This is a genomic window from Hyphomonadaceae bacterium ML37 (genome assembly GCA_027627685.1).
GTDB lineage: Bacteria > Pseudomonadota > Alphaproteobacteria > Caulobacterales > Maricaulaceae > Oceanicaulis.
In genome coordinates, this window is the sequence record CP091241.1 from 167,153 (window position 1) to 180,013 (window position 12,861).

Here is a 12,861-nt window from a genome sequence, read left to right on the forward strand (position 1 = left end):
ACATGGACTGGGACAAGCTGAAATCCTTCCACGCCGCCGCCGAGGCGCGCTCGCTCACCGGGGCTGCTGAGACCCTGAACCTGTCCCAGTCGGCGGTGAGCCGGCAGATCTCCGCGCTGGAAGACAGTCTCGGCGTCAAGCTCTTCCACCGCCACACGCGCGGGCTCTTGCTGACCGAGCCGGGCCGGGTTCTGTTCGAGGCTGCCGGCGATATCGCGGGCCGCGTCGCGCTGGCCGAAGGCGCGGTGCAAGACGTGCGCGACGAGCCCAGCGGGCTCTTGCGCATCACCGCGCCCACGGCGCTGGGCTCCATCTGGCTGGCGCCGCGCTTGGCGGGGTTTCACGCCGCCTTCCCCAATATCCGGCTGCGCCTGCTGCTGACCGATCACGAGCTCGATATCGCGCGGCTGGAGGCCGATGTGGCGATCCGGCCCTGGGCGCCGACCCAGAAAGACGTGATCCAGCGCAAGCTGATGGATGCGGGCCAGCATCTCTATGCCTCCCCCGCGTATCTGGCCCGGCGCGGCGCCCCTTTGAGCGAGGATGATCTCGACGATCACAGCGTCATCGCCTACGGGCCGCGCCATCTCGCCCCGATCCCGCAACTGGGCTGGCCGCTGATGATCGGGCGCGACGGGCGCAAGCCGCGCGAGCCCATCGCCGAGGTCAATACCATCAAGGGCGTGATGCGCCTGTGCGAGGCCGGGCTCGGCATCGCCGGCCTGCCCGACTATGTGGCGCGCGAGAACCCCAATCTCCTGCGCATCCTGCCCGAGGTGAGCGGACCGGATTTCGAGACCTATCTGATTTATCCCGAAGAGCTGCGCGGCTCACGCCGCGTCGCCGCCTTCGCCAGCTTCATCATCGAGGAAGCGCGGCGCTGGGAGAATTAATTCTCACTCCCCCGGCGCTTTGGCCTTGATCACCAGCGCATGCACCGGCCCGGCCAGCAGATCGGCCAGCGCCGTATTGACCAGACGGTGGCGCGCCACCCGGCTCTGACCGGCGAAGGCGTCCGCTGTGATCTGCACCGTGAAATGGCTTTCCCCGCCCGGCCGCGCCCCGGCATGTCCGGCATGGAGATGGCTGTCATCGATGACGGCCAGCTGCGCCGGCGCGAAAGCGGCGCTGAGGGCGGTCTCGATCTGCTGCGCGATTGTGGTCATGCGTGTCACCCGTTCATTGCCCGCAAACCGGACGCACCCCATACTTGGCATCATGGACGGCGATTACAAATACCGCCCGCGGTTTGTCGACATCCGGATCAAGCCCCCGCGTGACGCGGCCGGGCCGCGCGAGCGCCTGTGCGATTATCCGCAATGCCGCGCCAAGGCCACAGCCCGATCGCCGAAGAATCCGGCCCTGCCCGGCGAGTATTATCAGTTCTGCGCCCCCCACGCCGCCGAGTACAACAAGGCGTGGAATTTCTTTGAAGGCATGAGCGAGGAGGAGGCCCGCGCCTATGCGCGCGCCGATCAGTACGGCCACCGCCCCACCTGGAATTTCGCTGCCGGATCCGGGACGCGCAAGCGCGCCGAGCGCGCAGCGAAGAATTTCCAGGACGGGTTCGTGGACCCCTTCTCCCTGTTCGGCGACCGCCCGCCGCCCGGCGCCGAGCGGGCGCGGGAGCGCGCGGCGGACCCGGAACCGGGCCTCGGCCGCCTGCACCAGCGCGCGCTGGAAACCCTGCGTCTGGAGCGCACCGCCACGCGCGGCGAGGTGCGCAAGCGCTATGCCGAGCTGGTGCGCGCCTATCACCCGGACTCCAATGGCGGCGACCGCTCCATGGAAGAGCAATTGCAAAGGGTGGTGGCGAGCTATCAGATTCTGAAGAATGCCGGGATGGCGTGATGGCGCCTCGGCGGTGGCGCCGGGTTCGCTCGCGCGCTAGTTAAGGCTCCTGATACGCACCTGACCTGTTCCTCCCGCCAGAATGAATCCGGACCGCACATGACCGACGACGCCCTGATTTCCGCCCAGCCTGATACGACCGCCGGCTGCAAGTCCCTGTTCGGGTTCAGCCCGGGCTTCCAGGTGCCGGCCTTCTCTACGCGCGGCGAGCACGTGCCGGAGATTGACCCCACCTATGTGTTTGATCCGGGGACCACGCGCGCCATTCTGGCCGGCTTCGCCTTCAACCGGCGCGTCATGATCCAGGGCTATCACGGCACCGGCAAATCCACCCATGTGGAGCAGGTGGCCGCGCGCCTCAACTGGCCGATGATCCGGGTCAATCTCGACAGCCATGTCAGCCGCATCGACATGGTGGGCAAGGACGCCATCGTGGTGCGCAACGGCCAGCAGGTGACCGAGTTCCAGGAAGGCATTCTGCCCTGGGCCGTACAGCGCCCGGTCGCCCTCCTGTTCGATGAATATGACGCGGGCCGCCCTGACGTGATGTTCGTGATCCAGCGCGTGCTGGAAGCCTCGGGCTCGCTCACCCTGCTGGACCAGAACCGGGTGATCCGCGCCCATTCCCATTTCCGCCTGTTCGCCACCACCAACACGGTGGGTCTGGGCGATACGACGGGGCTTTATCATGGCACCCAGCAGATCAATCAGGGCCAGATGGACCGCTGGTCCATCGTCGCCACGCTCAATTATCTGCCCGCCGAGACCGAGCGCGCCATCGTGGCGGCCAAGATCGGCGAGAGCGCGCAAACGCCCGAGGGCGCCAAGCAAATCGCCGACATGGTGAAAGTCGCCGAGATGACGCGCAACGCCTTCGTCGCGGGGGATCTGTCCACCGTGATGAGCCCGCGCACCGTGCTGACCTGGGCTGAAAACACCGCGATTTTCGGCGATCCGGGCCTGGCCTTCCGCCTGACCTTCGTCAACAAGTGCGACGAGCTGGAACGCCCCATCCTGGCGGAATTCTATCAGCGCGTGTTCGGGGTGGATCTGCCCGAAAGCGCGGTGAAGCCGGTGCAGGCGGCCTGATCCGGACCGCGCCGGGCAAAAAACCGTCACCGAACCGGGCGATACTTCTCCTGTTCAGGCGCGCAGGCGCTGCAGATCAGGGCGGGCCGGAGCGATGATGCCTTTCAAACCCCTGTGGCTGGCGGCGGCACTGGCGCTGACCGCCGCCTGCGGCGCGCAAGCGGGCGATACGCGAAGCGAAGAGCGCTCGGTCACGATCGAGGCGGTCGCCGTCCCGCTCTATCCCGATGACCCGGACCGCCGCGATGCCGGCCAGCTCACCTATCGCGGCGGGCTCGTCCTGACGTCCGATGATCCGGCCTTTGGCGGGTTTTCGGCGCTGGAGTTGAGCGCAGACGGCACGCGCCTGCTGGCCGTCTCCGATCGCGGGCAATGGCTGGTCGCCGACATCATCCATGACGCGGACGGCGCGCCTGCGGCGCTGGACAACGCCCGCATGGCGCCGCTGCGTGATTCTGAAGGCGCGCCGTTTGAGGGCCGTTGGGCCGACGCCGAGGGCGTCTCCCACTGGTCAAGCGGCGTCTATCTCGTCAGCTTCGAGCGTCACCACCGGGTGGAATCCTATCATTTGGGGGAGGACTGGTCGCTGATCGGGTCAGCGAACGCCATCCGCCTGCCCCCACCGCCGGGCGCGGACGATTTTGCGGACAACGGTTCTCTGGAAGCCCTCGCCGTCCAGTCGGGCTTCGCCTGGGTGGGGGTGGAGTATCCGCAAGGCGTCACCGGCGTGCACACGGTCTTCCGCTATGACCTCTCCGATCCGGGCGCGGAGGCGACACGGCACGCGGTCCAGCTGGCGCCGGGCTTCGGGCTGGTGGCGTTTGCCGAGCTCGGTGACGGCCAGCTTCTGGCCGTGCAGCGCTTCTGGCGGCGCGATGTGGGCAATCGCATCCGTATCAGCCGCATCAGTGAAGCCGCCATTCTCGATCCGCGCAACCGGCCCGAGGCCGAGTTTCTCGGTGAAATCACGCCGGACATGACGGTCGACAATTTCGAAGCCGCCGCCGTGGTGACGATCCATGGCCGCCAGCGCCTCTACCTCCTGTCCGACGATAATTTCAGCGCCACCCAGCGCACGCTGCTGATGAGCTTTGATCTGCCGGAGTAGCGTTCAGGCGCTGGGCGATTACCAGATGCGCTGGACGGCATAGGCGTCCAGCGCCGCGTCCGGGCTGACCAGGGGTACGCGGCGGGCGATGGCCTGCGCCACCAGCATCCGGTCGAGGGGGTCGCCATGATGGCGCGGCAGGAAACCGGCGCTGATCGCGTCCTCAAGCGTCACCTCGATCAGCTTGAAAGGCGGGCGCGCGAGGCGGACTTCCAGCGCAGGCCAGAAATCCGTATCAACCGGAAGCTTGCCCGAACCGGCCTTGATGGCCAGCTCCCATACGCTGACCGGACTGACAAGGAGGATTTGAGCCTCATCCAGCGCAGCCCGCGCTTGACCGCTCAGCCGTGGCGAGTTGAACTGCCACCACATCAGGACGGCGCTATCGAGCATCAACGTCATGAGGCGAGCGTGTTGTCGACCCGCTCGAATTCAGCGATCTCCGCCTCGCTCATGGGCTCGGCGAGCGCATCAAGCGCGTCTTCGCTGACGCCGAACATTCCCGCCCATTCCCCCGGTTGGTGACGCAAGGCGGGGGCGGGGTCTGCCAGGATCAGGCGCGCCACCGGCGTGTCGCCACGCGCGATGATGATCTCCTCGCCCGCCTCCACCGCGCGCAACAGGCGCGACAGATGGGTTTTGGCTTCATGCACGGTCACGGTGCGGGCCATGGCGGCCTCCGATTAGCTAAGTCAACTTGACTAAGCTAATCGGAGGCCGCCTGGACAAAGTCCGCCCTACAAGCTCAACAATTCCGGGTCCCCGCCCTGGGCGGCGATGTTGATGGTGATCACCCGTTCAGCCGCAAAGCGCACGAGGTAGTTCGGCCCGCCCGCCTTGGGGCCGGTGCCCGACAGGCCCTCGCCGCCGAAGGGCTGGACGCCCACCACCGCGCCGATCATGGACCGGTTCACATAGACATTGCCCGCCGGCACAGCCGCGCGCACCATCTCCATGAAGCGCTCCAGACGCGAATGGACGCCCAGCGTCAGCCCATAGCGCTTGGCGGCGAGCTGGGCGGCGATCTTCGGCAGGTCCGCGCGCTTGTAGCGCATGACGTGCAGGACCGGACCGAACTTCTCCTCGGTGATCTGGTCCAGCGTGTCGATCTCCACCAGCGCGGGGGCAAAGAACAGCCCCTTCGCTTTCACCGCCGGGTCCAGCGGCGCGCGATGAAGCAGGCGCGCGCCATTGCCCGTGATGGCGTCGAGATGGGCGTCCAGCATGGCCACGGCGCCGGCGTCGATGACCGGCCCGATATCGGTGGCGGGGTCCGACGGATCGCCCAGTTGCAGTGCGTCCATGGCGCCTTTCAGACCTTCGATCAGGCCGTCAGCGCTTTCCTGGGGCAGGATGATCAGGCGCATGGCCGAGCAGCGCTGGCCCGCCGACCCAAAGGCGGAATGGATCGTATCGTCGATCACCTGTTCCTTCAGGGCCGAGGTGTCCACGAACATGGCGTTCAGCCCGCCGGTTTCGGCGATCAGCGGCACGATGGGCCCGTCCTTGGCCGCCAGCGCCCGGTTGATCAGGCGCGCAACCTGCGTCGACCCGGTGAAGGCGACGCCGTCAATCTCCTCCAGCCCGGTCAGCGCCGAACCCACCCGGCCATCGCCGGGCAGAAGGTGCAGCACGTCGGCGGGAAGCCCGGCCTTGTGGAATATCTTAACAGCCTCGAACGCGATCAGCGGGCTCTGCTCGGCCGGTTTGGCCAGCACGGTATTACCCGCAGCCAGCGCGGCCGCGAGCTCGCCGGTGAAAATCGCCAGCGGAAAATTCCACGGGCTGATGCAAACGAACACGCCGCGCCCGGCGAGGCCCAGATGATTGGTCTCACCGGCGGGTCCTGGCAGGCGCACGGGGGCGGCGAACTTGGTCTCGGCCTCGGCGGCGTAATAGCGCAGGAAATCCACCGCCTCGCGCACTTCGGCCACGCCATCGGCCAGCGTCTTGCAGGTCTCGCGCGTCATCAGGGCGATCAGCCGGTCAGTCTCGGCCTCCAGCGCGTCGGCCATATCGCGCAGGATCATGGCGCGTTTGGGCCCGCCCAAGGCGTCCCAGCCAGGCTGGGCGGCGCGGGCGGCGTCCAGCGCGCGGGTGATGTCAGCCTCGCCCGCATCGCGCACCTCAGCCACCGCGAAGGCGAAATCGGCCGGGCTGCACAGCGTAATGCCGCCGCCGGTCACCGCTTCGCCTTTGATGATGGGTCCGCAGGGCCAGGGCGCCCCGGAATCGAACGTCTTCTGGGCCTCGGCCAGGCGGGCGCGCACACGGGCCTGGCTCAGATCTACGCCCGCGGCATTGATCCGGCTCTCGCCGTACAGCGCGGGCGGGGCGGGGATAAAGGGATGGCGGTCCAGCGTCGCGGCGGCCGCGAACGGCCCCCGGGCCACGTCTTCGGCAGGCACATCGGGGTCGAGGAAGCTGTGCACGAAGGAGGTATTGGCGCCGTTTTCCAGCAGGCGGCGCACCAGGTAGGGCAGCAGGTCTTCGTGACTGCCCACCGGCGCATAGACGCGCACGCGGGCGAGATCGTCATACGCCTCGGCTGCCGCGTCATAGAGCGGCTCGCCCATGCCGTGCAGGCGCTGGAATTCGTAATCGGCATGGCCCGCTTCGGCGGCCAGTGCGCGTACGGCAGCGAGCGTATGCGCGTTATGGGTGGCGAACTGACCGTAGATCGCGCCGCGCGCGCCCAGCATGAGGCGCGCGCACGCCAGGAAATTGAGATCGGTGGCGGGCTTGGTGGACCAGACGGGGAAATCCTCATGGCCGGCCATCTGGGCGTGCTTGATCTCGGTATCCCAATAGGCGCCCTTGACCAGACGCACCATCAGCCGGCGCCCGCTGGCGTCCGCCAGCGCGATCAGGCGCTCGATCACCGCATGGGCGCGCTTCTGATAGGCCTGCACGGCGAGACCCAGCCCGTTCCAGCCCGCCAGCGACGGCTCATGGGCCAGACGCTCCAGAATTTTCAGCGACAGCACCAGACGGTCGGCCTCTTCCGCGTCCAGGCAGAAGCCGATATCTGCGGCGCGCGCCGCCTGCGCCTGCTCCAGCAGCTTGGGATAAAGCTGATCCATCACATCGGCCAGCTTCACCGCACTGTAGCGCGGATGCAGGGCGGACAGCTTGACGCTGACCCCGTCCACACCCTCAACCGGCCCGTCCTGACGTTTCGCCGCGACGGCGGCGATGGCGCCCATATAGCGGTCATGATAGCGCGCGGCGTCGGCATCGGTGCGCGCCGCCTCGCCCAGCATGTCAAAGCTGAACAGCGGCTTGATTCCGCCCGCGCTCTTCCAGGCCCGCCCGCGCTTCAGGGCGCCCGCCATGTTGCGGCCGAGCACGAATTGCTCGCCCAGAATGCGCATGGCCTGGCGCACCGCGCTGCGGATCACCGGCTCGCCCACCCGCCCGGTGAGGCGGCGGAAATAGCCTGCGGGATCGCGCTGGGCGGCCGGCTCCACATCCATCAGCGATCCGGTGAGCATCAGGCCCAGCGTGGAGGCGTTGACCAGCCAGTTGTCCGACTTCCATGCATGCTCGGCCCAGGCGCCCGAGCCGAGCTTCTCCGCGATCAGCGCATCGGCGGTCTTGGCGTCGGGCACGCGCAGCAGCGCCTCGGCGAGGCACATCAGGGCCAGCCCCTCCTTGTTGGACAGGCCGAACTCCTGAAGAAAGCTTTCCATCAGACCGGCGCTGCGCCGCGCCTTGCGGGCTTGCTCCACCAGCCCCACCGCCGCCTTGCCGACGCCCGCACGGGCAGCTACGTCCAGACCCACCAGGGCGTCGATCCGTCTGGCGGTTTCACGCTCATCCACATATTTCAGGGCGTCCAGACCATCCCAGTCGATGGCGGCGGGGCGCAGGTCTGCGCGAGCAGCGGATACAGCCATGGCGTGAACCTCCCAAGGGATGTTTTTACCCGCGACATTGCGCATGCGCGCGTTTCCCACGCAAGTGAATCACGCTGATGGCGGCGCCGCGAACCCATGTCCGGACAAGGCTTTGCAAGGGTGGAACGCGACGGCGCGAGGGATGGTTCAGCGCTTGACGCAGCCCGTCGCCACGCTGCGCCGCCTCAGCGACGCCCTGTCGGTCGACCTTGACGACCTCGCCCCTGCGGCGCCGGGATCGCTTCGCCTCCCGGACAAAACGCGCTAGACACGCGCCCTGTCATAGTCAACAGGGCCGGAGCCTGCCTGATGGACGATTCGCCGCTGCGCATTCTTGTCGTCACTGACGCCTGGGAGCCCCAGGTGAACGGCGTGGTGCGCACCCTGTCGCGCACGGTGGATGAGTGCCGGGCCATGGGCCATGAGGTGGAGGTGATCCACCCGGGCCTCGGTTTCCGCACCATTCCGCTGCCCACCTATCCCGATATCAAGCTGGCGCTGGGCGCGCGCGATGATCTCGAAGCGCGCTTCAAGGCGTTCGAGCCTGAAGCTATCCATATCGCCACCGAGGGCACGCTGGGCCATGTGGCGCGGCGCATCTGCCTGTCGTGGAAGCTGCCCTTTTCAACGAGCTATCACACCCAGTTTCCCGAATATGTGCACGCGCGCTTTCCGTTCATTCCGCTGTCGGCGGGCTATGCCTTCATGCGCCGCTTCCACAATGCCGGCAACCGGATGATGGTGGCCACGCCCACCATGCGCGACGAGCTGTCCAAGCGCGGCTTTAACAATATCACGCCCTGGACGCGCGGCGTGGACACCGAGCTCTTCCACCCGGAAAAGCGCCATATGGGCGGTGAGAGCGTCTATGCCGGGATGGAGGGTCCGATCTTCGTCTATATCGGCCGGGTGGCGGTGGAGAAGAATATCGAGGCCTTCCTGAAAACCGACCTGCCTGGCACGAAGGTCATCGTCGGGCCGGGCCCTCAGCTGGACGAACTCAAGCGCAAATATCCCAAAGTCGTGTTCCCCGGCTCCAAGTCCGGCGTGGAGCTGGCGCGCTATTTCGCCGACGCCGATGTGATGGTGTTCCCCAGCTTCACCGACACGTTTGGTCTGGTGATCCTGGAGGCGATGGCCTGTGGCACGCCGGTGGCGGCCTATATCGCGCCGGGACCCAAGGACATCATCCCCGGCTCCGGCGCGGGCGCGGTCAATGATGATCTGCGCACGGCGTGCCTGGAGGCCCTGACCATGGACCGGGCGCGCTGCCGCGAATACGCGGAAGGCTTCTCATGGCGCGCCTGCGCAGAGGAATTCGTGCGCAATCTCAAGCCCCAGCCCCGGCCCGAGCGCAAACGCTTCTGGCGGCGCCTGCGCCGCTTGCGCCGGCGCGGCTGAAGCCGGGCTATTCCGCCTTCTTGCGTCCCCGGCCGAAGCGGAACCAGCGCTTGAAGCTGTCGGCATTGGCCTGCCCCAGCGCGCCCTGACGGAACACCAGCCCCGCGCCCCACAGCACCAGCGCCGTGGTGATCAGCATAAGCGCGCCCGAGCCCAACAGCTCCCAGAGCGGCGGGTCGGAGGGCAGGCGGGCCATCATCAGGAAGGGCGTCCACAGCGGCACCCAGCTGGCGGCGCGCACCACCAGCGAATCCGACGCCTCCAGCGAGAAGAACAGGAACAGGATCGGCAGGATCAGCATCCAGATCACCGGGCCCATCAGGGTCTGGGCGTCCTGCAGCGTGTCGCACAGCGATCCCAGCGCCAGGAAGATCGCTCCGAACATCAGATAACCGGCCGTGAAGAAGATGAACGCCGCCAGCAGGAGCTGCGGATCGGCGGCGGCGCCAATCACCTCCATCATGCGCGGATCGGCCCCGGACAGGGCGGCGCCGGCGAACAGGGTCAGCCCTGCGCCCACCACGCCCCAGACCGCAAACAGGGTGAAGGACATGGCCGCCACCCCGGCCAGCTTGCCGATCAATATGTCCTGGAAGCGGGCGGTGGACATCAGTACTTCGATGATCTTGCCGCCCTTCTCCTCGATCAGGCTGGTCAGCAGCATGTTGGCCACCGAGAACACGGCCAGCCACAAGACGAAGGCGATCACCACCGCCACCACATAGGGCGCGCGGTCGGCGGTGGTCACTTCGGCGTCCACGGCGGCGCCGGGCCTTGCGTCCAGCGTCGTCACCTCGGGGTTCAGGGTCAGCAGCGCGTCAGCTTCCAGCGCGCTGAGGCCGCGGGTTTCCAGCGCGTCGCGGCGCAGATAATCGCGCACGAAGGCGGTGATGTCGCTGCGCAGCCCCGTGCTGGTCAGATTGGCCGAGACATAATCGATGGCGATCCCGCGCTCCGGGTGGGGCCGCATGACGAAAACCGCGAACAGCGCCCGCTCGCCCTCGGGCGTGGAGACGGTGGAGTCGCCCGTCAGATAGGGCCGTAAATCGTCCAGCGTGGCGCCGGGCGCGTCCACCAGAAAGCGGCGCGAGGATCCGGCGGTCAGCACGCCGCGCGCGCTTTCCAGACCGGCCGCAGCGACCGCGCCGTCCAGACCGTCCAGGCCCGTGGGATCAGATTCAAACGCCTCCAGCGCGGCCCGCGCGCCATCATCGCCAGCGCTGGCGCGCGCCATCATCTCCAGCCGTTGGCGGATCTCGCCGCGGCGTTCGGAATCCAGCCGCGCGCGGATCATGTCGTCCACGCCCCGCCCGGTCTCGTCGATGACCGAGAAATAGCGCACCGGCTGGGAGCCCTGGATCAGGGCGGGCACGCCCGCACCGATGGCGGCGAAGGCCGGCACTGCCAGCAGCGACAGCCAGAAGCCCCAGGTGCCCACATAAGACAGGTATTCCCGCCGGGCGATCAGCAAAATGGCGCGCATGGCTCAGGCCTCCTCGGGGGCGGGCTCGGCGGGACCGGCGGCCTCCTCGCCCACCAGGGCGACGAAGGCGTCATGAAGATGGGCGCGGCGCGGCTCGAACCGGGTCAGGCGCACGCCCGAATCCACCAGCGCGCGCAGCACGCCCTGGGCGTCCGCGCCCGGCGCCAGCACCAGGCGCCACAGCACGGCGCCGTCTTCCTCGCCCATCCGCTCCAGCGTCCCGAATGCGCTGAGCACGCCTGGCAGATCGCAGTCCGCTGGCGCGCCCAGCAGAATCTGGCGCGGCACGCGGGCCAGCGCCTCCTCCACCGTGCCGTCGAAGACTTTCTGTCCGCGCGCCATCAGGATGATGCGGTCGCACAGGCGCTCGGCATGCTCCATCACATGGGTGGAGAACAAAACCGTGCGCCCGGCCTGGGCCTGTTCTCGGATCACCTGTTCCAGCAGGGACTGGTTGACGGGATCGAGGCCCGAGAACGGCTCGTCGAGAATGATGAAGTCCGGCTCATGCACGATGGCCGCGATGATCTGGACCTTCTGGGCCATGCCCTTGGATAATTCCTTGATCTTCTTGCGGCCTGCTTCAGCCAGGCCAAAGCGCTCCAGATAGGCGCGCGCGCGCTTGCGCGCCTCGCCCGCCGGGACGCCCTTGAGCCTTGCGAAGAACACGATCACGGCTTCGGCGGTCATCTTGCGGTAGACGCCGCGCTCTTCGGGCAGGAAGCCCACCCGGTCCATCCCCGCCGCGTCCGGCGTGCGGCCGAACAGGCGCGCCGTGCCGGAATCCGGGGCGATCACGCCGAGCGACATGCGCAGCGTGGTCGTCTTGCCCGCACCATTGGGGCCCAGAAAGCCGGTGATTTCCCCGCGCGCGGCGCGGAACGACACGTCGCGCACCGCTGGCTGGCCGCCAAAACTTTTGGTCAGGCCGCTCACCTCAAGGGCGTACTCGGTCATGTCGGCTGGGTCCCCCGGGGATTGGTCAAACGCGGCTGCGCGCTGTGATTAGGGTGGTGCGCGTCACGTTTCCAGTTAAGTCTGTGACAGGAAGCCTGCAAGGGCGTCCTGCGGTCCCGGCGCCAGCGTGCGCGCCAGAATGGCGCCGACCAGTGGATTGGGAAAGCGCCGCTCCAGCGTGATGGCGCAAAACGCCTCGGTCAGCCCGGGCAGGGTGACCGCCTCCACCAGACGGCCGCTGGCCAGCTCGTCGCGCACCACGATGGGCGGCGCCACGGCCAGGCCCGCGCCCTGACGCGCCATCAGGCGCACCATCGCCATATCATCGACTTCGGCGATGATCTCCGGGCGCAGGCCCAGGCGCACCATCAGCGCATCAAACCCCGAGCGCACGCCGCTCAGGCGCGAGGGCACGATGAGCGGGTGCGCCGCCAGCAGGGACGGCAGATCGCGGGTCTCTGCGACCCGGTCCGGCGTCCCCACCAGGCTCACGGGCTGCTGCGCCAGGGTGTGCACCGTCCAGACGCTGTCAGCCTCGCGCAGCGGCGCCTGATTGGCCAGCACCAGGTCCAGGTTATGCGCGGCCAGCTCCGCCATCAGCTCGCCCATGGAGCCGGACCGCAGCTGAATCTCCACCCCGCCGCCGGCCAGCACCGGCGCCAGCAAATCCATCTGGAAATTGCGCGACAGCGTCGCCAGCGCTCCGATCCGCAAGGCCCGGCGCGGCGCCCCGGCCCCCGCGCGCATGACCGCCTCCAGCTCCTCTCCGGCGCTGAAGATCGCATCGGCATAGTCCAGCGCCACCCGCCCCGCCTCGGTCAGCACCAGCGTGCGGCCCCGGCGCTCGAACAGGTCATGGCCCAGCTGCGCCTCCAGCTGGCGGATCTGGGTGGACAGGGCGGACTGGGACAGGTTCAGGCGCTGCGCCGCGCGGGTCAGACGGCCCTCATGGGCCACGGCGGCGAAATAGCGCAAGTGCTTGTAATTCATAGCGCCCTCCAAATCATTCCGATAATGCGAACGATAACGCCCAAACTATGTAATTTATATAAATGTGTCCATGACTAGCTTCC

General features: G+C 67.7%; 12 protein-coding genes. 5 read left to right on the forward strand and 7 right to left on the reverse strand.

The features are described from left to right. The first annotated feature begins 2 nt into the window (after positions 1 to 2). Positions 3 to 893 (forward strand): LysR family transcriptional regulator, encoded by an 891-nt coding sequence (locus L2D01_00890; protein ID WBQ10341.1) that lies wholly within the window; start codon positions 3 to 5, stop codon positions 891 to 893. A 3-nt stretch (positions 894 to 896) separates the two neighbouring features. On the opposite strand, the gene L2D01_00895 is transcribed toward L2D01_00890, so the two are convergent. Next, complete coding sequence (locus L2D01_00895; protein WBQ10342.1) at positions 897 to 1,166, reverse strand: BolA family transcriptional regulator; 270 nt, start codon at positions 1,164 to 1,166, stop codon at positions 897 to 899. Positions 1,167 to 1,218: 52 nt separating this feature from the next. Here L2D01_00895 and L2D01_00900 point away from each other — a divergent pair, with 52 nt between their 5' ends. The 3 genes from L2D01_00900 (at position 1,219) to L2D01_00910 (ending at position 4,048) form a co-directional block, all read left to right on the forward strand. Beyond that, the gene (locus L2D01_00900; GenBank protein WBQ10343.1) at positions 1,219 to 1,851 is read left to right on the forward strand and encodes a J domain-containing protein; all 633 of its coding nucleotides are present in this window, start codon (positions 1,219 to 1,221) and stop codon (positions 1,849 to 1,851) included. Between the two features lie 99 nt (positions 1,852 to 1,950). Continuing rightward, a complete protein-coding gene (cobS, locus tag L2D01_00905; GenBank protein ID WBQ10344.1) occupies positions 1,951 to 2,940 on the forward strand; it encodes a cobaltochelatase subunit CobS in 990 nt (329 codons plus the stop codon). Positions 2,941 to 3,037: 97 nt separating this feature from the next. Beyond that, positions 3,038 to 4,048 carry an esterase-like activity of phytase family protein gene (locus tag L2D01_00910; protein WBQ10345.1) on the forward strand — a complete coding sequence of 337 codons (1,011 nt, stop codon included), beginning with the start codon at positions 3,038 to 3,040 and terminating at the stop codon, positions 4,046 to 4,048. Positions 4,049 to 4,066: 18 nt separating this feature from the next. On the opposite strand, the gene L2D01_00915 is transcribed toward L2D01_00910, so the two are convergent. From L2D01_00915 to putA, 3 genes are all read right to left on the reverse strand, one after another. Continuing rightward, complete coding sequence (locus tag L2D01_00915; GenBank protein WBQ10346.1) at positions 4,067 to 4,450, reverse strand: type II toxin-antitoxin system VapC family toxin; 384 nt, start codon at positions 4,448 to 4,450, stop codon at positions 4,067 to 4,069. Further along, positions 4,447 to 4,719: a type II toxin-antitoxin system prevent-host-death family antitoxin gene (locus tag L2D01_00920; GenBank protein WBQ10347.1), complete on the reverse strand. Its 273-nt coding sequence runs from the start codon at positions 4,717 to 4,719 to the stop codon at positions 4,447 to 4,449. The genes L2D01_00915 and L2D01_00920 overlap by 4 nt, the downstream gene beginning before the upstream one ends. A gap of 66 nt (positions 4,720 to 4,785) precedes the next feature. After that, on the reverse strand, positions 4,786 to 7,947 hold the full coding sequence (gene putA, locus L2D01_00925) for a bifunctional proline dehydrogenase/L-glutamate gamma-semialdehyde dehydrogenase PutA (protein ID WBQ10348.1): 3,162 nt from the start codon (positions 7,945 to 7,947) through the stop codon (positions 4,786 to 4,788). A gap of 309 nt (positions 7,948 to 8,256) precedes the next feature. Here putA and L2D01_00930 point away from each other — a divergent pair, with 309 nt between their 5' ends. Continuing rightward, positions 8,257 to 9,348 (forward strand): glycosyltransferase family 1 protein, encoded by a 1,092-nt coding sequence (locus L2D01_00930; GenBank protein ID WBQ10349.1) that lies wholly within the window; start codon positions 8,257 to 8,259, stop codon positions 9,346 to 9,348. Between the two features lie 7 nt (positions 9,349 to 9,355). Here L2D01_00930 and L2D01_00935 read toward each other — a convergent pair whose 3' ends face one another. From L2D01_00935 to L2D01_00945, 3 genes are all read right to left on the reverse strand, one after another. Further along, positions 9,356 to 10,831: an ABC transporter permease gene (locus tag L2D01_00935; GenBank protein ID WBQ10350.1), complete on the reverse strand. Its 1,476-nt coding sequence runs from the start codon at positions 10,829 to 10,831 to the stop codon at positions 9,356 to 9,358. A gap of 3 nt (positions 10,832 to 10,834) precedes the next feature. Beyond that, positions 10,835 to 11,788 carry an ATP-binding cassette domain-containing protein gene (locus L2D01_00940; protein WBQ10351.1) on the reverse strand — a complete coding sequence of 318 codons (954 nt, stop codon included), beginning with the start codon at positions 11,786 to 11,788 and terminating at the stop codon, positions 10,835 to 10,837. A gap of 75 nt (positions 11,789 to 11,863) precedes the next feature. Next, on the reverse strand, positions 11,864 to 12,778 hold the full coding sequence (locus L2D01_00945; protein ID WBQ10352.1) for a LysR family transcriptional regulator: 915 nt from the start codon (positions 12,776 to 12,778) through the stop codon (positions 11,864 to 11,866). Between the last annotated feature and the right edge of the window lie 83 nt (positions 12,779 to 12,861).

Bases quoted from the DNA above. Each gene is read 5' to 3' on its own strand.
- L2D01_00935 (WBQ10350.1), bottom strand. From the start codon at position 10,831: ATGCGCGCCATTTTGCTGATCGCCCGGCGGGAATACCTGTCTTATGTG.
- L2D01_00920 (WBQ10347.1), bottom strand. From the start codon at position 4,719: ATGGCCCGCACCGTGACCGTGCATGAAGCCAAAACCCATCTGTCGCGC.
- L2D01_00895 (WBQ10342.1), bottom strand. From the start codon at position 1,166: ATGACCACAATCGCGCAGCAGATCGAGACCGCCCTCAGCGCCGCTTTC.
- L2D01_00910 (WBQ10345.1), top strand. From the start codon at position 3,038: ATGCCTTTCAAACCCCTGTGGCTGGCGGCGGCACTGGCGCTGACCGCC.
- putA (WBQ10348.1), bottom strand. From the start codon at position 7,947: ATGGCTGTATCCGCTGCTCGCGCAGACCTGCGCCCCGCCGCCATCGAC.
- L2D01_00915 (WBQ10346.1), bottom strand. From the start codon at position 4,450: ATGACGTTGATGCTCGATAGCGCCGTCCTGATGTGGTGGCAGTTCAAC.
- L2D01_00930 (WBQ10349.1), top strand. From the start codon at position 8,257: ATGGACGATTCGCCGCTGCGCATTCTTGTCGTCACTGACGCCTGGGAG.
- L2D01_00900 (WBQ10343.1), top strand. From the start codon at position 1,219: ATGGACGGCGATTACAAATACCGCCCGCGGTTTGTCGACATCCGGATC.
- L2D01_00890 (WBQ10341.1), top strand. From the start codon at position 3: ATGGACTGGGACAAGCTGAAATCCTTCCACGCCGCCGCCGAGGCGCGC.
- cobS (WBQ10344.1), top strand. From the start codon at position 1,951: ATGACCGACGACGCCCTGATTTCCGCCCAGCCTGATACGACCGCCGGC.
- L2D01_00940 (WBQ10351.1), bottom strand. From the start codon at position 11,788: ATGACCGAGTACGCCCTTGAGGTGAGCGGCCTGACCAAAAGTTTTGGC.
- L2D01_00945 (WBQ10352.1), bottom strand. From the start codon at position 12,778: ATGAATTACAAGCACTTGCGCTATTTCGCCGCCGTGGCCCATGAGGGC.